Raw genomic sequence first — 20,884 nt, 5'->3', positions numbered from 1 at the left:
ATGTCGGCGTAGTTCATCGCCTTGCCGCCACCCGACTTGGCCAGGGTGATGGTGATCGCCGCCGTCAGCGTCGTCTTGCCATGGTCAACGTGACCAATCATGCCGATGTTGCAGTGCGGCTTGTTACGTTCGAACTTTTCCTTGGCCATCGTCTCTACCTTGCGCGCGTCCGGCGGTTGTCTGGGGCGGGTGTATCGGGATCGTCTATATAGGGAGCTGGAGCGGGTACCGGGAATCGAACCCGGATCCTCAGCTTGGAAGGCTGCTGCACTACCTTTGTGCTATACCCGCCCAAACACCCAACTGGGCTAGCGGGGTCGCGATCGGCTCCCGGTCTCTGGCTTCGGGGCCCACACTTCTCTGGAGCTCTCGTCGCGCGTGGTGGGGGAAGCAGGACTCGAACCTGCGAAGGCGTACGCCAGGGGATTTACAGTCCCCCCCCTTTGCCACTCGGGACATTCCCCCAGCGCGCGACAGAGTTCCTTCAAAGCGGCCTTTCCTCGTCCGAAACCGGCGGCGAACCGCCCGTCACGAAAAAGGAACAAAAGCTTCCTCGAGACCTGTGAGACGATGCTAAAGCAGCGCCGCCCTGGCTCTCGGAAACCCTCAGGGCCCCAAATCGGAGCGCGTCTTATAGTGTCCTCTCATTCCGAACGCAACGACCGGAAAAAGCCTTCTGCTCCCGGACGCGATATTCGTAACAAGCCTATGAAAAAACACGGCTTTCAAAAGGGCGGTGAGGACGCGAAGGACTGGATTTGGGGGACTCACGCCGTCGAGGCGGCGCTTTCCAACCCGGCCAGGCCCGCTCCGAAGCGCCTTTTGGTCACCGCCGATCGCGCCAAGCGACTCGCCCCCGAGGTCGCTCGCCAGGGCTTCGTCCAGGTCATGGAAGGCGCCGACATCGGCCGCCAGCTGCCGGCCGGCGCCGTGCACCAGGGCATCGCCCTGAAGATCGATCCGCCCGAGGCGCTGTCGGTCTACGACCTGGGGACCCCCGCCCAGGGCCTGCTGGTGATGTTCGACCAGATCACCGACCCGCAGAACATCGGCGCCATCTTCCGCTCGGCCGCCGCCTTCGGGGCGCGCGGCGCGATCCTGCAGGACCGCCATGCGCCGGAGCTGTCGGGCGTGCTGGCCAAGACCGCCGTCGGGGCGGTCGACAAGCTGCCCTATGCGCGCGTGGTCAACCTTTCCCGAGCGCTGGAAGAGCTGACCGACCTGGGCTGGCGGGCCGTGGGCCTGGCCGGCGACGCCGAACAGACCCTGGACCAGGTGCTGGACGGCCGCCCCACCGTGCTGGTGCTGGGATCGGAAGGCGACGGCGTGCGCCGGCTGGTCGCCGAGCACTGCGACGTGATGGGAAAAATTGCCATGCCAGGCGGCTTTGAGAGCCTGAACGTGTCCGCGGCGGCGGCGGTGGCGCTGTATGAAGCGTCGAAAGTTCGCCCGTAGGAAGAAACCAGTTCGTGAATCCTTCTTAACCGTTTTGATTTCGTCGCGATGACGTGGTTCTCTGAGCGCCTGTTCCGCAGGCGCTGCTTCGCGGAGAAATCGAACATGGGATCGGGGGACCCGATGTTGCATTACAAAGTCCGTTTGACGGCTCTAGCCGGCTGCGCGGTGGGCGTCTTGGTGATCGCGGGCTGTAGCGCCCGCGAGCCCGTCGAGGCGCCGCCCGCTTCGGCCGTGCCCGGCTATGGCGCCGCCGAGACTCCGGAGCTGATGGGGGCGCCGCCGGTCGAATCGGCGCCGGCCGACGGCCTGCTCGGCGGTCCGGCCGGTCCGGTCCGGTCCGTGCCCGTCCCGACCCCCGTCTCGGTCAGCAAGAGCTCGCGCCTGAAGACCTGGCGGCGCCCCGACGGAACCTTGGTCACGGCCATGGCGCCGATCGCCAATCCCAAGACCACGCACCGGGCCGTCCGCTACGCCCCGCGCGCCGCCGCCGCGCCCGCCCGCCACCAGATCTACGCCGCCGCGGCCAAGCCGTCGCCGGTCGCCCATCCGGTCGCCAAGCCCGCGCCGAAGCCGGCCGTGGTGGCCGCCGCGCCGGCGCCGCTGAAGCCCGTCGTCGCCGCCAAGCCGGTCGCGCCGCTGGCCAAGGCCCCGACGCCGATCATCGCCGCCGTCCCGGTCGTCAAGACCGCGCCGGCCAAGCCGCTGAGCAAATTGCAAAAGCTGCAGGCGGCCGTGGCCCCGGAAGCCACCAGGGGCGCCGTCCTGGCCTCGGGCGAAAGCCTGGCCAAGGGCCAGGAAGGCCAGGTCACCCTGTCGCTTCCCGCCACCCTGGGCGACATGATCAAGAAGGAGGCCCAGAAGCTGGGCCTGGCCAAGGCGGCCAAGAAGACCAGCGCCTATGCCGACCTGCAGGGCGAGGGCTACGAGATCACCCCGAACGGTCGCCAGACCGCCGTGGTCAAGCCGGGCGAGCCGGCCACCTTCGCCTGGCAGGTCAAGCCGACGCCCGAGGCCAAGGGCGCGTTGAAGACCGAGTTCGGCGTCGCGCTGAACGGGACCAAGCCGGCCCAGGGCTTCTCGCTCGGCTCGATCGCCAAGCAGGTGGTTCCGCTGCAGGAGGCGGTCAAGGAACAGACCAAGGGCTTCAAGCTGGCCCTGCCCGACCTGGGCCGCTTCGAGACGGTCGATGTGCCGGGCCTGGGCAAGGTCCCGGGCAAGTCGGTGCTGGGCGGGGCCCTGGTGCTGCTGGCCCTGCTGATCCTGGTGGCCATCGCGCGCGGCAACTCGGCCGCCCAGGCTCGGGCCGAGCGTCGCCGCAAGTTCCGCACTCTGACCGACTACGGCCGCAACGAGATGGAATTCGAGGCGCCGCAGACGTCCACCGTCGCCTACGTCAACCCGATGGTCGCGGCCGCCGGCGGCGCCCTGGCCGGGGCCGGGGTCGCCACGGCGGTCAGCCATGGCCACGACGACCCCGCGCCGACGGAGCATAACCCCTTCGCGGCGCCGGCTCACGATTACAGCCATGACGACCACCACGTCTCGCCGCCGGTCGGCGCCGAGGCCCTGCCGGTCGGCGGACATGATCACGCCGACGCCCATGCCGAGGATCACGGCCATGACGCTCCCGCGCCCGCCGCCGATCCGGGCCATCACGGCGACCACGGCCACGCCGAGCACAAGGAACTCGAGCCCGCCCACTAGAGCGTTTCCCGACCTGATTGCATCAGGCCGGGGCTCCAGGTTTTTGTTTTGGCGCATTTTCTTCACGCGAACCGGCATCCACTTCGCCCGAAAATGCTCTAAGGGGTGCTTGCCAGACCGCCCCGCCTGACGCATTGAGGCCCGATGTTTGATGCGCTCATAGCCCAGGCGGGCGGGCTGGACGGCCCCTTCGCGGCCTTCCTGTCCGTCCTGATGATCGACCTCGTCCTGGCCGGCGACAACGCCGTCGCCGTGGGCCTGGCGGCCGGCGGCCTGCCAGTCAAGGACCGCCGCAAGGTCATCCTCTATGGCCTCGGCGCGGCCGTCGTGCTGCGCATCGGCTTCGCCCTGATCACCACCTGGCTGCTGGGAGTCATCGGCCTGCTGCTGGCCGGCGGCGTACTGCTGCTGTGGGTGTGCTGGAAGATGTGGCGCGAGCTGCGCGAGCAGATCACCCACGACCAGGCCGACGCCCAGGCGGTGCTGGACAACGATCCGACCACCGAACCCCGCGCCAAGCCGGCCAAGAGCTTCAAGCAGGCTTTCCTGCAGGTGCTGATCGCCGACGTCTCGATGTCGCTGGACAACGTCCTGGCCGTGGCCGGCGCGGCCCGCGAGCATCCGGCCATCCTGGTGTTCGGCCTGCTGCTGTCGATCGTGCTGATGGGCCTGGCCGCCACGGCCATCGCCAACCTGCTGCACAAGCACCGCTGGATCGGCTTCGTCGGCCTGGCCATCGTGCTCTACGTGGCCCTGCACATGATCTGGGAAGGCCACCGCAGCGTGGTGATGGATCTGCACAAGACCACCGCCTACAACGCCGTCGCCCCGGCCTTCGTCGACATCACACCGGACGAAGTCGCCGCGCACCAGAAGCACAAGTAGATGACGCGCACGGCATGGGTCGTCCGGCTGGCGGCGCTGAGCGGGTTCCTGTCGGTGGCGTTCGGGGCCTTCGCCGCCCATGGAGCCAAGGACGCCCGGGCCGCCGAACTGCTGCACACCGGCGCTCTCTACCAGATGATCCACGCCCTGGCGGTGTTCGCCTGGCTGGCGGTGCGCTCGCTTGGCAAGACCGGACTCTGGACCCCGAGCCTGTTCCTGGCCGGCACGGTGCTGTTCTCGGGCTCGCTCTACGCCCTGGCGTTCGGCGCGCCGCGCGTCCTGGGCATGGTCACCCCGCTGGGCGGCCTGGCCTTCCTGGCCGGCTGGCTGCTCCTGGCCTGGCGGGCGGGGACGGTCATCCCGGACAAGCGCGTAGCGCGCCGATCCGGGACCGACGCGTGAACTCAGCGCTTCCGGCGGTCCCGGATCTTCGCTTCGCTACGTCCGGGATGGCAGAGCTATAGCGTAAAACTCAGGCCCGCGCCTTCAGCCGCAGGTCCTTCGGGACCGCCAGGCCGAAGATCGCCAGGCTGGAACCGACCAGGCACGCGAACATCACCGCCGCCACCGGCCGGGCGCTGCCGTCGTGCAGCAGGCCGCCCACCCATGAGGCCAGGGCCCCCGCCCCGAACGCGGCCCCGCCCATCAGGGCCGAGGTCGAGCCGGCCCGGCTGGGATCGACGCTGAGCGCCCCGGCCATGGTGTTGCCGGCCATCAGCCCATAGCTCGACAGGGCCACGAACAGCAGCGGCAGGACGGTGAACTGCCCGCCCAGCCCGCTCCAGGCCGCCGCCGCCAGCAGGAAGGCGGCGACGATCGAGGCGATGCTGGCCCGCACCAGCACCTGGTCGGGCGTCGCGCGGCGCAGCAGCAGCCGGTTGACCTGGCTGGCTCCGATGATGCCGACGGCGTTGAAGGCGAAGATGATGTTGAACACCAGCGGCCGATGGCCGTAGGTGCCCATGATCAGGTCCGGCGCGGTCGAGATGTAGGTGAACAGGGTCGCGCCGTTCAGCGCCCCGGCCACGCCGTAGCCGACCAGGCGCTTCTGGCGCAGCAGGGCGCCATAGGCCCGGAACGGGTTCTCGGAACGGGCCTGGACCGCGGTCGCCTCGGAGCGCGACTCCTTCAGCCCCAGCGCGATCCACAGGCCGATCAGCAGGCCGAACACCACCAGCGTCCAGAACACCCCGCGCCAGCCGGCGAAGAACTGGATGACACCGCCGAACTGCGGGGCCAGCACCGGGGCCAGGCCCATGATCAGGGTCATCAGCGACAGCACCCGGGCCGTGTCGGCGTGGTTGAACTTGTCGCGCACCACCGCCCGCGCCACCACCGCCCCGGCGCAGCCGCCCAGGGCCTGGACGAAGCGGGCTGCGATCAGCACCTGGATCGACGGGGCCATGGCGCAGACCACCGAGGCGGCGACATAGATGCCGATCCCCAGCAGCAGCGGCAGGCGGCGGCCGTAGCGGTCCGAGGCCGGGCCGTAGAGGAACTGGCCGATCGCCATGCCGGCGAAGAACGCCGCCAGGGTGGCCTGGGTGTCGTCGGCCCCGGCGTGCAGCGTCCGGCCGATGTCGGGCATGCTCGACAGGTACATGTCGATCGACATCGGCGCGAAAGCCGTGAGCGCGCCCAGCATCAGGACGAGCCGCCAGGGCGTGGCGGCGGGGGCGGGCTGGGCGATGTGGGTCATGGCGGCGCTTTTACGCCTGTTTTCCGCGAGGGTAAGACCTTGACCGTCCGAATCGTACGCTTGCCGCCTTCGGCGCGCGCCTCCAAGGTAATCGGCAATAATATAAGCAGGAAACGCCATGCCCCCTTCCCCGCCAACTGGGCTCGCCCCTCCCATGCCGGACGTGGCCTACGCGTCGATCAACGGTATCCGCATGGCCTATTACGAGGCCGGACCACGCCGGGGCGTGCCGATCGTGCTGTGTCACGGCTTCCCGGAGTTCTCCTATTCCTGGCGCCACCAGATCGCGGCCCTGGCGGCGGCCGGGCGCTGGGTGATCGTCCCCGACCAGCGCGGCTATGGCCTGACGGAGGGCCCCGAGGCGGTCGAGGCCTATGACATGGAGCACCTGACCGGCGACCTGGTCGGGCTGCTGGACCACCTGGGCGTCCCGAAGGCGGTGTTCTGCGGCCACGACTGGGGCGGCATCATCGTCTGGCAGATGCCGCTGATGCATCCAGACCGCGTGGCCGGGGTGATCGGCGTCAACACGCCCTTCGTGCCACGCCTGCCGATGGACCCGATCGCCATGTTCCGCCACGCCTATGGCGAGGACATGTACATCGTCCACTTCCAGAAGCCCGGCGTCGCCGACGCTCAGCTGGCCGCCGACGTCGACAAGACCATGCGCTACTTCATGCGCAAGCCCAGCGGCAACGTCTCGGACTTCGCCGCCCGCCCCGCCGACCGCCGCTCGCTGGCCTTGCAGGACGGCCTGGCCCACTACGACCCGGCCGGCGATCCCAACCAATTGCTGTCGCCCGAGGAACTGGCGGTGTTCGTCGAGAGCTTCCAGCACTCCGGCTTCACCGGCGGCATCAACTGGTATCGCAACTTCACCCGCAACTGGGAGCGCGCCGAGGGCCTGCCGACCCGCATCGACGGCGTGCCCTGCCTGATGATCATGGCCGAACACGACGTCGTCCTGCCGCCGTCGATGGCCGACCGGATGGGCGACCAGATCTCCGACCTGGAGAAGGTGCTGGTCGAGGGCAGCGGGCACTGGACCCAGCAGGAGAAGCCGGAGCGGGTGAACGGGATCCTGGTGGAGTGGCTGGAGCGGCGGTTTCCGAACTAGCGCCGTGCGTCCTTCGAGGCTCGCCGTTGGCTCGCGCCTCAGGATGAGGACCGTGGGTTGCTTCTGAATTCCTCATCCTGAGGCGCCCGCGCAGCGGGCCTCGAAGGACGCAGCGCGCGTGCAACGCCCGTGTCGAGCGACCGCGGCTAGTCCCCCGCCAGTATCCCCGCCCGCCGGCGCATCGCCGCCGCCATCTGCAGCATGGCCAGGGCCGAGACCTCGTCGCGTTCGGCGGCGCGCACGGTATAGACCTGCGCCATCACCTGCAGCGAGATCACCTTGTCCAGCCCCTCGGGGCCCATCATCTCGGCGATGGCGCGGTCCAGCTCGGCCAGCTGGCGCGGGGTCAGCAGCTCGAGCAGCTCTTCGTCGCTGAGGTCTTCGGGGTTGTTCATGACTCGGGAGAATACGGAAAAGCGGAAGGGGTTGCGATCATCGGCCGACGCTTTTCCTCACCTATGGGCCGCCATCGCCTCGACCACGTGGGCGCGGTAAAGCACGGCCAGCAGGTCGGTCTGGGTGACGATACCCTGCAGGGTGCGGTCGGCGTCGACCACCACCGCCTCGTGCACCGCGCCGCTGGACAGCAGCGGCAGCAGGGCCTGGATCGGCGTGGTCGCACGCACCCGGTGCACGAACGGGTCGATCACCGTCTCGACCTTGCGGTCGCGGTTGGCCTGCAGCTCGGCGCGGCGCACCAGGCCCAGGACCTTGCGGTCGGCGTCGATCACCGGCGCGGTGCGCAGGTCGTGCTCGCGCATGTAGCGCAGGGCGCTGTCGCAGCTCTGCTGGGGATCCACGGTGATGACGTCGGCCGACATGATGTCGCCGCACAGGATCTGGGCGTGCAGGCGCTGGTGGGCCTGCAGCTCGACCTGGCGGAACAGGGCGTCGAGGTCGTCGCGGCTGACGTCCAGCAGTTCGCCGTAGCGGGCCAGGGCCGCGTCCAGGTCGCCGGCGGTGAAGCCGGCCCGGGCGCTGGGCGGGAGGTCGACGGTTCCGTGCGGGCTTGGCGGGGCGACCGGCGCGCGGTGCGGATAGGAGCGGCCCATCAGCCGGTGATAGGCCATGCCGGCCCCGACCAGCAGCAGGGTGTCGAGGCCGACGGGACTGAGGGCGAACATCCAGCCGGTGCGGGCTACCTCCGGTCCGCCCAGGCCGCAGATCAACGCCACCGCGCCGCCGGGCGGATGCAGGCAGCCAGTCAGCGACATCAGCATGATGGCCATGGCCACGGCCAGCGGCGCGGCGATCAGCGGGTCGGGGAACAGGTGCGCGCAGGCGATGCCCACCAGGGCCGACAGCACGTTGCCGCAGACCGCCGAGCGCGGCTGGGCCAGGGGGCTGGCCGGCACCGCGAACACCAGCACGGCCGAGGCCCCGATCGGGGCGACCAGCAACGGCGAGGTCCACGGCCCGCCGCCGACCGCCGCCCTGGCCACCACCCCGGTGACCAGCAGGCCGAGCAGCGCGCCCAGGCCCCCGCGGCCGATATCCGCCCAGCCGGCGGCGGTGCGCAGGCGCGAGGGCCAGGGGAGTCGCTGGATCATGCAACCCCGATACGCGACCATTGGCGCGAAATGAACCCCATTCCGGGCGTTCCCACGCCCCCCGAAACCGCGCTAGGGTCGCAGGCATGGATCGTAACGCTTCCACCTCCGTGATGTCGTCCGCCGGCCGCCGCGGCCTGTTTCGCGACATCGAGCCCTTCTCGTTCGGCTGGCTGACCACCGATGGCCCGCACGAGATCTATTACGAGGAATGCGGCGCGCCGCGCGGCAAGCCGGCGGTGATCCTGCACGGCGGCCCCGGCGGGGCGGTCAACCCGACCATGCGGCGGTTCTTCGACCCCAACAGATGGCGCATGGCGCTGTTCGACCAGCGCGGCTGCGGCCGCTCGCGCCCCAATGCCAGCCTCGAGGACAACACCACCTGGAGCCTGATCGCCGACATCGAGCGGCTGCGCGAGCACCTGGGCGTCGAGAAGTGGACGGTGTTCGGCGGCTCGTGGGGCTCGACCCTGGCCCTGGCCTACGCCCTCACCCACCCCGAGCGCGTCGAGGGCCTGGTGCTGCGCGGCATCTTCCTGCTGACCCAGAAGGAGCTGCGCTGGTTCTACCAGGAGGGCGCCTCGATGCTGTTCCCCGACGCCTGGGAGCGGTTCCTGGCCCCGATCCCGCCGGAAGAGCGCGGCGACTTGATGGCCGCCTACCACAAGCGCCTGACCCATCCCGACCGCCGCGTCCAGGCCCAGGCCGCCGGCGCCTGGAGCCAGTGGGAGGGCGACACCATCTCGCTGCGCGGCCCCGAGGCGCGGCCGCCCAAGTTCAACGAGGAAGACTTCGCCATCGCCTTCGCGCGGATCGAGTGCCACTTCTTCGCCAACGCCGGCTTCTTCGAGCAGGACGGCTGGATCCTCAAGAACATCAACAGGATCCGCCACATCCCGACCTGGATCGTCCAGGGCCGCTTCGATGTGGTGACGCCGCTGGACAGCGCCTGGTCGCTGCACCGGGCCTGGCCGGAGGCGAGTTTCGAGATCGTCTGGGACGCGGGGCATGCGTCGACCGAGCCGGGGATCATCGACGGGCTGGTGCGGGCGACGGACGCGGCGCTGAGGGTTTAGCGAGATCAGAACCCTCTCCCAGCGGGAGAGGGAGGGGCCCGACCGCGCAGCGGTTGGGAGGGTGAGGGATCACGCCCTCACCGTTTTCTCCCAGCGCACTGCCGGCACGCCGTCGGACTCACCACCCCCTCACCCTCCCACGCCTGCGGCGCGGGCCCCTCCCTCTCCCCATGGGAGAGGGTCAAACTAGGGATTCCCCCTCCTTCGCATCGCCAGGCTCTCCCAGACCGACACCCCCACCAGCACCAGGGTCGTCGCCACCGACAGCACCAGCGGGCTGATCGTCAGGCTCACCGCCGCCAACCCCGTCAGCGCCGCCATCCCCGCCCCGCGTGACGGCGACCACAGCTGGAACACCGCCTTCTTGAACAACAGGCCGCCCAACAGGAACAGGAACGGCCCGCCGATCAGGGCGGCGGCGGTCTTGAGGTCGGTGTGACCCAGCGGATGGTGGATCACCCACTCGTCGCCGACGGCGGTGACGATGATCCCGGCGATCGGCAGCAAGTGACTGTAGGTATAGGCCACCCGCGCCACGTGACCCGGGTCCTTGGCGTGGCTGATCGCCTCGCTGGCCGCCTCGGCGGTGAACGAGAAATAGATCCACCACATGGCCAGGCTGCCGGCGAAGGCGGCGAGGAAGGCGGCGATCACCACCGGCGTCCAGGCCATGGTGGCGGTCGTCGCGCCCATCACCAGGATCGACTCGCCCAGGGCGATGATCGTGAACAGGGCGCAGCGCTCGGCCAGGTGACCGCCCTCGATGTCCCACTCGTTGGCCTTGACGCGCCCCAGGCCCGGAATCCAGAATCCCAGGGCCGGCGAGACGTACTCCGCCGCGATGGCCGTGCTCCACAGGGCCAGTCGCCAAGGCCCGTCGGCCAGGCCGCCGGCGATCCACAGCACGCCCGACGCGGCGAACCACAGCGAAATGCGCTGGAAGGTGCGCCGCAGGGCGACGTCGGCGCGCACCGCCCACAGGGTGAACAGGCTGCGCCCCAGCTGGATCGCCACGAAGGCGCAGGCGAAGATCAGGCCGCGCTCGCCGAACGCCTTCGGGATCGACATGGTCAGCAGCATGCCCACCACCATGACCACGAACAGCATGATCCGCACCGGCGGCCGCTCGGGGTCCAGCCAGTTGGTCACCCAGGCGGTGTAGATCCACGCCCACCAGACGGCCATCAGCAGCAGGCCGGTCTCGAGCACCCCCTGCGGCGTGGGATGGGCGATCAGCCCGTGCGACAGCTGGGTGACCGCGAACACGAACACCAGGTCGAAGAACAGCTCGACATAGGTGACCCGCGCGTGGCCGCCGCCCTGGCGGTCGCGGAGCATCCGACGGCTGGGCATGGCGATGTTCTCCCCTCGTGGCGACTCACAGCCTAGAGCGCTTCCCGACCTGATGGCATCAGGCCTTCGCGGCGTCGTGATCGAACGTTTTGTCGTCCGGCGCGCTTTATCCGCATGGAACCGCGCGATTTTCTTCCCTATCGCACCCCGCTGGTCGGCGCGCTCGTCGCCCTGACGGTCGGGGTGACAGGGGGGCTGGCGCTGCGGACCGGGTCCCAGATCGGGCCCGAGGCCGAGCCCGGCGCCCCTCGCGACAGCCCGTACACGCCGGCCGCGCCCATCGCCTGGCCGGGCGGCAAGGTCCCGGACTATGTGATCGGCACGGATTTCCTGCAGGCCCAACGGATGGACCAGCCGCCGGTCGTCGTGGCCGCCTACGAGGTCCCTGAATATCTCCCGGCCGCCGAGCGTGAACCCGAGCCCGAGGTCCAGGCCGAGCCGGCCCGTCCAAGCGAAGCGGAGCGCGACTGGCCCTCGACGGGCGGCGACATCCTGGACACGCGCCTGCCGGAAGACCTGCTCGACGCGCCCGTCGCTCCCGAAGCGCCGCGCGCGCCCGAGGCGCCGGTCGCCGCGCCCGCGCCCGCGGTGCTGGTCCGTTTGTACTGATCCCCCAAGACACCGCTCATCCCGACGAAATTCGGGATGAGCGGACCCATTGGGCCGAAATCCCCGGCCCCCGCCTTGCAGCCATCCCCTCCTTGGCCGGCGCCTGTTCCATTTCGCGCCAACGCAGCGGACAGGGCGAGTGGACGCACAGCAGGACGACGACAGACCAGGCCTGCCGCGAACGCTCGAAGCGCTCGCCTGCGGCTTCGTGCTGTTCATGCTGTCCAACGCCTTCATCGGCCCGTTCCTGGATCCGCTGCAGGCCGGCGGCGAGAACATTCCCGTCCTGCGGCTGATGTGGCTGCCGGTCTACGGGCTGATCCTGGCCCTGGCCGCGTGGCGCGCCCCGCGCCTTATGAGCTTCTGGCTGCCGGCCGGCGCGCTTTGCCTGCTGATCTTCTGGGTGTTCGCCTCGGCCTCGTGGTCGCTTGATCCGGGGACCACCAACCGCCGGGCCCTGGCGGCGGCCTTCACCACCCTGTTCGGCGTCTATTTCGCCGCCAGCTTCGACGGCAAGCGGATGGCCGAGATCCTGGCCACCACCTTCCTGGTCCTGGCCCTGGTCGGCCTGGCGGCCGCCGTCGGCTATCCCAAGATGGGCGTGCAACACGACATCAACGCCGGCGACTGGCGCGGCCTCTGGTACGAGAAGAACCAGATGGGCGCGATGATGGTCTACGGCGCCCTGGCCGCCATGGCCGCGATCCTGGCCGGCTCGACCCATCGCAAGCGCATGGTCTTCACCATCCTGCTGTGCGCGGCGATGATCGTGATGAGCAAGTCCAAGACATCCTTGGTCGCCCTGATGATCGGCCTGCTCGGCTCGTTCCTGTTCGCCGCGATGCGGCGGGGCCCGGCCACGGCGGTGGTCGTCGTCTGGCTGGGCGTCACGGTGATCGGCGCGGCGGTGATCGTCATGTGGCTGGCCCCCGAACTGCTGTTCAAGGCGCTGGGCAAGGACCCGTCCCTGACCGGCCGCACCGACATCTGGGCCGCCCTGCTGCGCCAGTCGGCCAAGGCCCCGATGACCGGCTACGGCTACGCGGTGTTCTGGACCCTGGAATCCCAGCCCGCCCAGTGGATCCGCAAGGAGACCGGCTGGCTGGTGCCCACCGCCCACAACGGCTGGCTCGACATCCTGGCCCAGCTGGGCTGGGTGGGGGTGAGCCTCTGCGCCCTGATCCTGGGCGGCGCGCTGCTGGTCGGGCTGTTCCGCTTCCAGAAGCTGCGCGACGGCTATTGGGCGACGCTGTTCCTGGTGATCTTCCTGATGACCACCTTCTCCGAGAGCTTCATCCTGGAGCGCAACGGCATCGCCTGGGCCCTGGCCTGCGCGGCGGTGACTCGGCTGCTGGGCCCGGTCCTGGCCCCGGTCTCGGCGCTGAAATGGACGATGCCGCCGGTGTTCGGCTACCGGCCGCCGCTGACCTGGAGCCTGGCCCCTCCTGATCCCGAACCGGTGGTCTGGACGCCCTCGCCGGGCCGCGCGCCCGTCTTTGCCCCGACATTTGGCAAGCGCACGGTCTCGCCTTTCGGCGCTTAGCCCGCTACTGGAGCGGCATGACCGACTACACGCCCCAGCAGATCGTCGCCCGCGGCGCGCGCGCCGACGCCGAAGCCGCCGCCGACGCCATCGACAACCACCCCGGCCTCGAGGGCGCGACCTACTCGATCCTCGAAGAGGACGAGGACAAGGGCCTGTGGCGCATCGACGCCTTCCCGACCACCGACGAGGAAGACGCCGGCCTGCTCGAAGTGCTGGCTGGCTATCCGCTGAAGGTGGTGCGCGAGACCCTGGCCGACGCCGACTGGCTGGCCATGGCGCTGTCGGGCCTGCCGCCGGTGCGGGCCGGCCGCTTCTTCGTCTACGGCATGCACGACCGCGGTCGCCTGCCGGCCAGCACGGTCAACCTGCGCATCGAGGCGGGCGCGGCCTTCGGCACCGGCCACCACGGCACGACGGTCGGCTGCCTGCAGGCCTACGACAAGCTGATCAAGGCGCGGAAGTTCAAGAAGGTGCTCGACGTCGGGGCCGGCACCGGGCTCCTCGCCATCGCTGCCGCGCGGACTGGATCGAAGATCGCCGTCGGCACCGACATCGACAAGCCCAGCGTGCGGATCTCCAAGGAGAACGCCAAGGTCAACCGCGCCAACGCCAGGTTCGTCCACGCCTCGGGCCTGAGCAACCGCCTGGTCACCGACAACGCCCCCTACGACCTGGTGTTCGCCAACATCCTGGCCCGGCCGCTGATCAGCCTGGCCCAGGACATCAAGACCGCCCTGGTCCCCGGCGGCACGGTGATCCTCTCGGGCCTGCTGCGCACCCAGGAGCGCATGGTCAAGGCCGCCTACGTCTCGCGCGGCTTCAAGGTCGTCAATCGCATCCACCGCGACGCCTGGGCGGCGCTGGTGCTGCAACGGCCTTAGGAAGATCACCCTCTCCCAGCGGGAGAGGGTTTCAGTACGGCGGAACACCTCCACCCTCCCCCACGTTTCTCCTCCGGGACATCTCCGCAGGAGCTAACGTCATGACCTATGTCGATCCCCAGGGCCCGCACCCCGAGCACGTGGTCGAAGTCCGTCGCGAAGGCGGGACCACCGGCTGGTTCGTGGCCGGCATCGTCGCCATCGTGGCGGTGATCGCCGTGGCCTTCATGCTCACCATCGGCAGCCGCACCCCGGCCGAGGATCAACTCGTCCAGGCCCAGGAACAGGGCCGCGCCGTCGGTGTGATCGAAGGCGCCCAGACCGGCGCCGCCCAGGCCACGATCGTCGCCCAGCAGGCCGCCCGCGACGCCAGCGCCGCCGCCGACAGCGCCCGCCGCTCGACCGAGACCGGCGCCGCCAACGCCTCGCAGGCCGCCCACGACGCCGCCGCTCGCGCCGCCGCCTCGCGCGACGACACCCTGGCCCCGTCGGCCGACCCCAACGTCCAGCAACCGGCGCCGCAGCCGGTGAACTAGTTTTCTCCTTCTCCCCCGGCGAAGGCCGGACGGCCTTCGCCGGGGGAGAAGGCGGTTGGATAGAATATCTAGACAGAAAGCCGACCGTTGCGGGGCCGTCTTCCAAACCCACCCCTTCCCAGGTCGAAAGGGTGGGATTAAATCCGAAGCATGCGCCAGACCTTCGATGAATCCACCGAGCCGTCCTTCGGCCCCCGTCACGTCCCGCTGATCCGCGCCGCCATGGCGCGCCAAGGCCTGGACGGTTTCCTGGTCCCCCACGAGGACGAGCACCAGAACGAGTACCTGCCCCCGGCCAACGATCGCCTGGCCTGGGCCAGCGGCTTCACCGGCTCGGCCGGGGCCGGGGTGATCCTCAAGGACCGCGCCGCCGTGTTCGTCGACGGCCGCTACACCCTGCAGGTGCGCGAGCAGGTCGACCAGGGCGTGTTCGAGATCCGCGACCTCGTCGAGGGCGGCGTCCCCGCCTATCTCGAGACCGCCCACAGGGGCGCGGTGATCGGCTACGACGCCCGCCTGCACAGCCCCCAGGCGCTGGACTCGCTGAAGGCCGCCGCCCACAGGGCCGGCGCGGCGCTGAAGCCGGTGGCCGTCAACCCGATCGACGAGGCCTGGGGGGCGGAACGTCCCGCCCAGCCGACCGCGCCGGTCGTGCCCCAGCCCGTGCAATATGCCGGCGAGGAATCGGCCTCCAAGCGGGCCCGCGTCGGCGCGGCCGTCGCCGCCCTGGGCGCCGACGCGGCGGTGATCACCGCCCCGGCCTCGATCGCCTGGCTGTTCAACATCCGCGGCGGCGACGTCATCCGCTCGCCCCTGCCGCTGTCGCAGGCGGTGGTCCGCGCCGACGGCACGGCCCGGCTGTTCCTCGACCCGGCCAAGGTCACGGGCGACCTGCCCGCGTGGCTGGGCAACCAGGTGTCGCTGGAGACGCCGGACGCCCTGGACGGCGCCCTGGCCGAGTTGGCCGGCAAGGCCGTGCTGGTCGATCCGGCCCAGTCCTCGGCCTGGTATTTCGACACCCTGGCCGCCGCCGGCGCCGGCGTGGTGCGGGCCATGGACCCCTGCACCCTGCCGCGCGCCTGCAAGAACGCCGTCGAGATCGCCGGCACCCAGGAAGCCCACAAGCGCGACGGCGCGGCCCTGACCCGGTTCCTGCACTGGCTGGCCACCGAGGGCCAGGTCAGCCCGCCCGACGAGAAGGAGGCCGTCGCCAAGCTGGAGGCCTTCCGCGAGTCGACCGGCGTGCTCAAGGACCTCAGTTTCGACACCATCGGCGCCGCCAACGGCCACGGCGCCCTGCCCCACTACCGCCCGACCGAGCGCAGCAACCAGCGGGCCGCGAAGGGTTCGCTGCTGCTGGTCGACAGCGGCGGCCAGTACCTGGACGGCACCACCGACGTCACCCGCACGGTGGCGATCGGCGAACCGTCCCAGGAGATGGTCACCCGCAACACCCTGGTCCTCAAGGGCCACCTGGCCATCGCCCGCCTGCGCTTTCCGGCCGGCACCACCGGCTCGGCCATCGACGCCTTCGCCCGCGCCGCCCTGTGGAGCCACGGTCTGGACTACGACCACGGCACCGGCCACGGCGTCGGGGTCTATCTGGGCGTCCACGAGGGCCCGCACCGGATTTCCAAAGCGCCCAACACCGTGGCCCTGCAGCCGGGGATGATCGTCTCCAACGAGCCCGGCTACTACAAGGACGGCGAATACGGCATCCGCATCGAGAACCTCGAGGTGGTGATGCCCGCCGAGCCGGTCGGCGACGGCGACCGGCCGATGCACCGCTTCCAGGCCCTGACCCTGGCCCCGATCGACCGCCGCCTGGTCGACAAGAGCCTGCTGAGCCCTGAGGAGATCGCCCAGTTCGACGCCTATCACGCGCGGGTCGTGAAGGAGATCGGGCCGCGGGTGGAACCGGAGGTGCGGGCGTGGCTGGAGGCGGTCTGCGCGCCGCTTTAGGCGCGTTGTTGAACCCTCTCCCAAAGGGAGAGGGAGGGGCCCACGCTGCAAGCGTGGGAGGGTGAGGGGTTTAGACGTTGGACGGCGTGCCGGCAGGGCGTTGGGGATGGGCGGCTGACGGCGTCACCCCTCACCCTCCCACCGCTGCGCGGCGGGCCCCACCCTCTCCCCTCCGGGAGAGGGTGCGAACCGCCGCACGCCGATTCCACCCAACCCACTGAAATCTTTCAAGTTCCCCGAGGTTTGGCCCGCGTCGTCGGCGCGGCGGCCGCCGGGTCGTCCGGCCACACATGCCTCGGATAGCGGCCCTTCATCTCGCTCTTCACCTCGCGCCACGAGCCGCGCCAGAAGCCCGGCAGGTCGCGGGTGATCTGGATCGGCTTGTGGCCGGGCGACAGCAGCGCCAGCACCAGGGACACCCCGGCCACGGTCGGGTGGGCCGTCAGGCCGAACAGTTCCTGAACCCGCACATCGATGCGCGGCCCGCCGTCGGCGCCGTAGTCGATGGCGAAGCTGGAGCCGGTCGGGGCGGTGAACCGGGCCGGGGCCAGGGCGTCGAGCTTTCGCTGGGTCTCCCAGGGGATCAAGGTTCGCAGGGCGTCGGCCAGGGCGGCGTCGCTCAACGAGGCCAGGGACGAGCGGCCGGCCAGCAGCGGCTCCAGCCACTCGGGCAGGCGCTCCAGCAGGGCGGCGTCCGACAGGTCGGGCCAGGTCGCCGCGTCGATCGCCCGCAGGAAGGCCACGCGGCGACGCAGGGCCTGCGTCCCCTCGCCCAGCGGCACGGCGCAAAGCCCCTCGCGGACCACCTGGTCCAGCAACGCCCTGGCCACCAGGACCGGATCGACCTTGTCGAGCAGCCGCTCCTCGATCACCAGCTTGCCCAGGCGCAGCAGCCGGCGGGCCCGGACCTTGCCCCTCGTGTCGGGCTCCAGCCGGTCCTCGGCGACCAGCCGGTCGGCGAAGGCTTCGCGCAGGGCGGCCTCGTCGAGCGGCGCGGCCAGCAGGATGCGGTCGTGGGCCTCGCCGCCGCCCAGTTCGCCGACCGCCAGCCAGGTCTCGCGAGCCAGGGCGTCGGTCGGCTCCAGATAGACGCCGCGCCCGCCGGCCAGTTGGTACTCGCCCGGCTTGCCGCGCGCCTTGGCCACCCGCTCCGGATAGGCCTCGGCCAGCAGCAGGGCGTCGTCCAGCGGCGCGGCGCCTGACGGCCTGCCGGCGACGCGAGCCCAGCGCTCGGACAGCGTCCGGGCGTCGCGGGCCCTGGGCGAGCGGTCGCGGCCGAAGCTCTCCAGCCGGTGGCGCAGGTCGACGTCGCGGCCGCCCAGCCCCTGTTCGCTGAGCACGGCGGCGATCTGGGCCCCGCGCCCGGCCTGGCCGGCGGCGGCGGCGCGCACCACCATGTGGGCCAGGCGCGGGGCCAGCGGCATCTCGGCCAGGGCCCGGCCGTGGGCGGTCAGGCCGCCCTGCCCGTCCAGGGCCTGCAGGCGGTTGAGCAGGGTCCGGGCCTCGTTGAAGGCGGCGGCCGGCGGCGCGTCGAGGAAGGCCAGGTTCGCGGCGTCGCGCGCCCCCCAGCGGGCCAGGTTCAAGGCCAGGCTCGACAGGTCCGCTTCCAGGATCTCGGGCCGGGCGAAGGCCGGCAGGGCCCGGGTCTCCGGCTCGTCCCACAGGCGGTAGCAGACGCCCGGCTCGGTGCGTCCCGCCCGGCCCCGGCGCTGGTCGGCGGCGGCGCGCGACACCCGCACCGTCTCCAGCCGGGTCAGGCCGCTGGAGGGATCGAAACGCGGCACGCGGGCCAGGCCGCAGTCGATGACCACTCGCACGCCCTCGATGGTCAAGCTGGTCTCGGCGATCGAGGTGGCCAGCACCACCTTGCGCCGCCCGGGCTGGGCCGGGGCCACGGCGCGGTCCTGCTCGACCGGGTCGAGCGCCCCGTACAACGGCGTGACATCGACCTCGGGACGCCGCAACCGCTCACGCAGCAGGGTCTCGACGCGGCGGATCTCGCCCTGGCCCGGCAGGAAGACCAGCAGGCTGCCGCCCTCCTCCGCCAGGGCCCGCTCGACGGCGCGGACCACGCGCTCCTCCAGGCGCTGACGTTCGTCGCGACCCAGGTGGCGGGTGTCGACCGGGAACATCCGCCCCTGGCTCTCGACGATCGGGGCGTCGCCCAGCAGGGCCGAGATTCGCCCGCCGTCGAGGGTGGCCGACATCACCAGGATCTTCAGGTCCTCGCGCACCAGGCCTTGGGCGTCGCGGGCCAGGGCCAGGCCGAGGTCGGCGTCGAGGCTGCGCTCGTGGAACTCGTCGAAGATCACCGCGGCCACGCCGTCCAGGCCGGGATCGTCGAGAATCATCCGGGTGAAGACCCCCTCGGTCACCACCTCGATTCGCGTGCGGCCCGAGACCTTCGACTGCAGCCTGACCCGGAAGCCGACCGTGTCGCCGACGCTCTCGCCCAGGCTCTGGGCCATCCGCGAGGCCGCCGCCCGGGCCGCCAGCCGCCGGGGCTCGAGCATGACGATCTTGCCGTCGCCCACCCAGGGCTGGTCCAGCAGGGCCAGGGGCACGACCGTGGTCTTGCCCGCGCCGGGCGGGGCCACCAGCACGGCGGCCTCGCGCTCCGCCAGGGCGGACTTCAGGGCCGGCAAGGCCTCATGGATGGGAAGGGTCACGCGGCGGGTTTAGCGGCGGGCGCGGAAATCGCCAAGCGACTAGCCTGCCGCGTCGCAATCGTCATCGCCCAAGCAGGAGGCAGTAACGGCTACAGAGCGTGCTGCGTCGCAACATTCATGCGGCAGCCCATGGCCCATATTGCAACCACAAGGGCGAACATTTACGCACACCCTCCGCTTTACCTTGACCGCGTCCCTTTAACCGGGCCACGGTCCGCAAAATTTGTCTACGCGGCCCCCGGGGGGAGCCGCGGGTCTCTGGAGGAAATATGTGGCGCGTTAAGTCACTGGATGCGATTCTAGCCACGGCCGAGAAGAAGTCGTTGCATCGCTCGCTTGGCCCCGTTCAGCTCACCCTGCTGGGCATCGGCGGCATCATCGGCACCGGCATCTTCGTCCTGACCGCGGAAGCGGCCCAAAAGGCCGGCCCCGGGATGCTGCTCTCGTTCATCATCGCTGGCGCGGTCTGCGCCGTGGCCGCCCTGTGCTACGCCGAACTGGCCTCGATGGTGCCGGTCGCCGGCTCGGCCTACACCTATTCCTACGCCGTGCTGGGCGAGTTCTTCGCCTGGCTGGTCGGCTGGGCCCTGATCCTCGAATACGCCGTGGCCGCCAGCGCCGTGGCCGTTGGATGGTCCGGATACGTCGTCGGGCTGATCGAGCACCTGCTGCACATCAACATCCCCGACGCCCTCGTCGCGGGTCCCTATGCGGGCGGCATCATCAACCTGCCGGCCGTGCTGATCTCGCTGCTGGTCACCTGGCTGCTGGTGCTGGGCACCAAGGAAAGCGCCACGGTCAACGGCGTCCTGGTCGCCATCAAGATCGCCGCCCTCAGCGCCTTCGTCGTCCTGGCCCTGCCGGTCATGAAGATGGAAAACTTCCACCCCTTCGCGCCCCTGGCCACCGCCGGGGTCATCGGGGCCGGGGCCTCGATCTTCTTCGCCTATGTCGGCTTCGACGCCGTCTCCACGGCGGCGGAAGAGACGCGCAACCCGCAGGTCAACGTGCCGATCGGCCTGATCGGCTCGCTGGTCATCTGCACCATCTTCTACCTGCTGGTCGCGGCCGGCGCGATCGGCTCCTATGGCGCCCAACCGGTGTTCGGCCTGCACGGCGAAGTCCTCAACCCCGGCTCGATCGAACTGGCGGCCCGCTGCAAGGAAATCACCGCCGTCGGCTCCATGCCGCTGGTCTGCTCGCGTGAAGCCCTGGCCCACGTGCTGCGCGAGATCGGCCACCCGGCCGTCGGCAACCTGCTCGGCCTCGCCGCCGGCCTGGCCCTGCCCTCGGTCATCCTGATGATGATCTACGGCCAGACCCGGATCTTCTTCGTGATGTCGCGTGACGGCCTGCTGCCGGAAGTGCTCAGCAAGGTCCACCCGAAGTACAAGACCCCGCACATCGTGACCATGGTCACCGGCGGCCTGGTGCTGGTGGCGGCAGCGTTCTTCCCGGTCGGCCAGCTGGCCGACATCTCCAACTCCGGCACCCTGTTCGCCTTCCTGATGGTGGCGATCGCGGTGATGATGCTGCGGATCAAGGATCCGGACCGCCGCCGTCCGTTCAAGACGCCGCTGGTCTGGATCATCGCCCCGCTGGCCATCGCCGGCTGCCTGGTGCTGTTCTTCTACCTGCCGATGAAGGCCAAGCTGCTGCTGCCGATCTGGGCCTGTATCGGCCTGGTGTTCTACTTCGCCTACGGCTACCGCAAGAGCCACGTCGGCCGCGGCCTGCGCGGCGAAGTGCACGAGCTGGACGACGACGCGCCGGTGATCGCCGCGCCGCCGACGCCGACCGGCAAGCGGCCGGGTCAGGACTAAACTCTTGATCCTGAGC

18 protein-coding genes and 2 tRNA genes are annotated in these 20,884 nt (G+C 70.4%); 12 read left to right on the top strand and 8 right to left on the bottom strand.

Annotated elements, in window-relative coordinates:
• From ASD79_RS23555 to ASD79_RS20740, 3 genes are all read right to left on the bottom strand, one after another.
• On the bottom strand, positions 1 to 149 hold a 149-nt coding region (locus ASD79_RS23555; protein WP_235524549.1), incomplete at its 3' end, for a GTP-binding protein.
• 68 nt (positions 150 to 217) lie between these two features.
• Positions 218 to 291 (bottom strand) — tRNA-Gly (locus ASD79_RS20745).
• An 88-nt stretch (positions 292 to 379) separates the two neighbouring features.
• A tRNA-Tyr gene (locus ASD79_RS20740) sits at positions 380 to 465 on the bottom strand.
• Between the two features lie 171 nt (positions 466 to 636).
• Between ASD79_RS20740 and rlmB the strand changes: the two genes are divergently transcribed.
• The 4 genes from rlmB (at position 637) to ASD79_RS20720 (ending at position 4,449) form a co-directional block, all read left to right on the top strand.
• On the top strand, positions 637 to 1,455 hold the full coding sequence (gene rlmB / locus ASD79_RS20735; protein WP_056725159.1) for a 23S rRNA (guanosine(2251)-2'-O)-methyltransferase RlmB: 819 nt from the start codon (positions 637 to 639) through the stop codon (positions 1,453 to 1,455).
• A 144-nt stretch (positions 1,456 to 1,599) separates the two neighbouring features.
• On the top strand, positions 1,600 to 3,162 hold the full coding sequence (locus ASD79_RS20730) for a hypothetical protein (RefSeq protein WP_304439005.1): 1,563 nt from the start codon (positions 1,600 to 1,602) through the stop codon (positions 3,160 to 3,162).
• 144 nt (positions 3,163 to 3,306) lie between these two features.
• Positions 3,307 to 4,047, top strand: a complete 741-nt coding sequence (locus tag ASD79_RS20725; RefSeq protein WP_056725155.1) for a TerC family protein — start codon at positions 3,307 to 3,309, stop codon at positions 4,045 to 4,047.
• A complete protein-coding gene (locus ASD79_RS20720) occupies positions 4,048 to 4,449 on the top strand; it encodes a DUF423 domain-containing protein (protein ID WP_056725153.1) in 402 nt (133 codons plus the stop codon).
• A gap of 70 nt (positions 4,450 to 4,519) precedes the next feature.
• Here ASD79_RS20720 and ASD79_RS20715 read toward each other — a convergent pair whose 3' ends face one another.
• Entirely contained in the window at positions 4,520 to 5,746 is a 1,227-nt protein-coding gene (locus ASD79_RS20715) for a multidrug effflux MFS transporter (protein ID WP_056725151.1), read from the bottom strand.
• Between the two features lie 154 nt (positions 5,747 to 5,900).
• On the opposite strand from ASD79_RS20715, the gene ASD79_RS20710 reads away from it, so the two are divergent.
• On the top strand, positions 5,901 to 6,863 hold the full coding sequence (locus tag ASD79_RS20710; RefSeq protein WP_156400606.1) for an alpha/beta fold hydrolase: 963 nt from the start codon (positions 5,901 to 5,903) through the stop codon (positions 6,861 to 6,863).
• Between the two features lie 146 nt (positions 6,864 to 7,009).
• Here the strand turns inward: ASD79_RS20710 and ASD79_RS20705 are convergent, their stop codons facing one another.
• Positions 7,010 to 7,258: a hypothetical protein gene (locus tag ASD79_RS20705; RefSeq protein ID WP_056725147.1), complete on the bottom strand. Its 249-nt coding sequence runs from the start codon at positions 7,256 to 7,258 to the stop codon at positions 7,010 to 7,012.
• Between the two features lie 57 nt (positions 7,259 to 7,315).
• The gene (locus ASD79_RS20700) at positions 7,316 to 8,413 is read right to left on the bottom strand and encodes an HPP family protein (protein WP_056725184.1); all 1,098 of its coding nucleotides are present in this window, start codon (positions 8,411 to 8,413) and stop codon (positions 7,316 to 7,318) included.
• Positions 8,414 to 8,499: 86 nt separating this feature from the next.
• Between ASD79_RS20700 and pip the strand changes: the two genes are divergently transcribed.
• Positions 8,500 to 9,489 carry a prolyl aminopeptidase gene (gene pip / locus ASD79_RS20695; protein WP_056725145.1) on the top strand — a complete coding sequence of 330 codons (990 nt, stop codon included), beginning with the start codon at positions 8,500 to 8,502 and terminating at the stop codon, positions 9,487 to 9,489.
• A 186-nt stretch (positions 9,490 to 9,675) separates the two neighbouring features.
• On the opposite strand, the gene ASD79_RS20690 is transcribed toward pip, so the two are convergent.
• Positions 9,676 to 10,842 (bottom strand): low temperature requirement protein A, encoded by a 1,167-nt coding sequence (locus ASD79_RS20690; RefSeq protein WP_056725142.1) that lies wholly within the window; start codon positions 10,840 to 10,842, stop codon positions 9,676 to 9,678.
• A 114-nt stretch (positions 10,843 to 10,956) separates the two neighbouring features.
• Between ASD79_RS20690 and ASD79_RS20685 the strand changes: the two genes are divergently transcribed.
• The 5 genes from ASD79_RS20685 (at position 10,957) to ASD79_RS20665 (ending at position 16,376) form a co-directional block, all read left to right on the top strand.
• Entirely contained in the window at positions 10,957 to 11,451 is a 495-nt protein-coding gene (locus ASD79_RS20685; protein ID WP_056725141.1) for a hypothetical protein, read from the top strand.
• A 139-nt stretch (positions 11,452 to 11,590) separates the two neighbouring features.
• Entirely contained in the window at positions 11,591 to 12,994 is a 1,404-nt protein-coding gene (locus tag ASD79_RS20680) for an O-antigen ligase (RefSeq protein WP_056725139.1), read from the top strand.
• Between the two features lie 17 nt (positions 12,995 to 13,011).
• A complete protein-coding gene (locus ASD79_RS20675; protein ID WP_056725137.1) occupies positions 13,012 to 13,878 on the top strand; it encodes a 50S ribosomal protein L11 methyltransferase in 867 nt (288 codons plus the stop codon).
• 101 nt (positions 13,879 to 13,979) lie between these two features.
• A complete protein-coding gene (locus tag ASD79_RS20670) occupies positions 13,980 to 14,414 on the top strand; it encodes a hypothetical protein (RefSeq protein WP_056725135.1) in 435 nt (144 codons plus the stop codon).
• A 150-nt stretch (positions 14,415 to 14,564) separates the two neighbouring features.
• Complete coding sequence (locus ASD79_RS20665; protein WP_056725133.1) at positions 14,565 to 16,376, top strand: aminopeptidase P family protein; 1,812 nt, start codon at positions 14,565 to 14,567, stop codon at positions 16,374 to 16,376.
• Between the two features lie 227 nt (positions 16,377 to 16,603).
• Here the strand turns inward: ASD79_RS20665 and hrpB are convergent, their stop codons facing one another.
• Positions 16,604 to 19,045, bottom strand: coding sequence for an ATP-dependent helicase HrpB (gene hrpB, locus ASD79_RS20660; RefSeq protein ID WP_056725131.1), 2,442 nt, complete (start codon positions 19,043 to 19,045; stop codon positions 16,604 to 16,606).
• A gap of 269 nt (positions 19,046 to 19,314) precedes the next feature.
• On the opposite strand from hrpB, the gene ASD79_RS20655 reads away from it, so the two are divergent.
• Positions 19,315 to 20,868, top strand: a complete 1,554-nt coding sequence (locus ASD79_RS20655) for an amino acid permease (RefSeq protein WP_056725129.1) — start codon at positions 19,315 to 19,317, stop codon at positions 20,866 to 20,868.
• Positions 20,869 to 20,884 lie beyond the last annotated feature (16 nt).

Origin of the sequence: Caulobacter sp. Root655 (genome assembly GCF_001427665.1) — a bacterium.
GTDB lineage: Bacteria > Pseudomonadota > Alphaproteobacteria > Caulobacterales > Caulobacteraceae > Caulobacter.
This window is presented reverse-complemented; position numbering and strand designations above follow the sequence as displayed.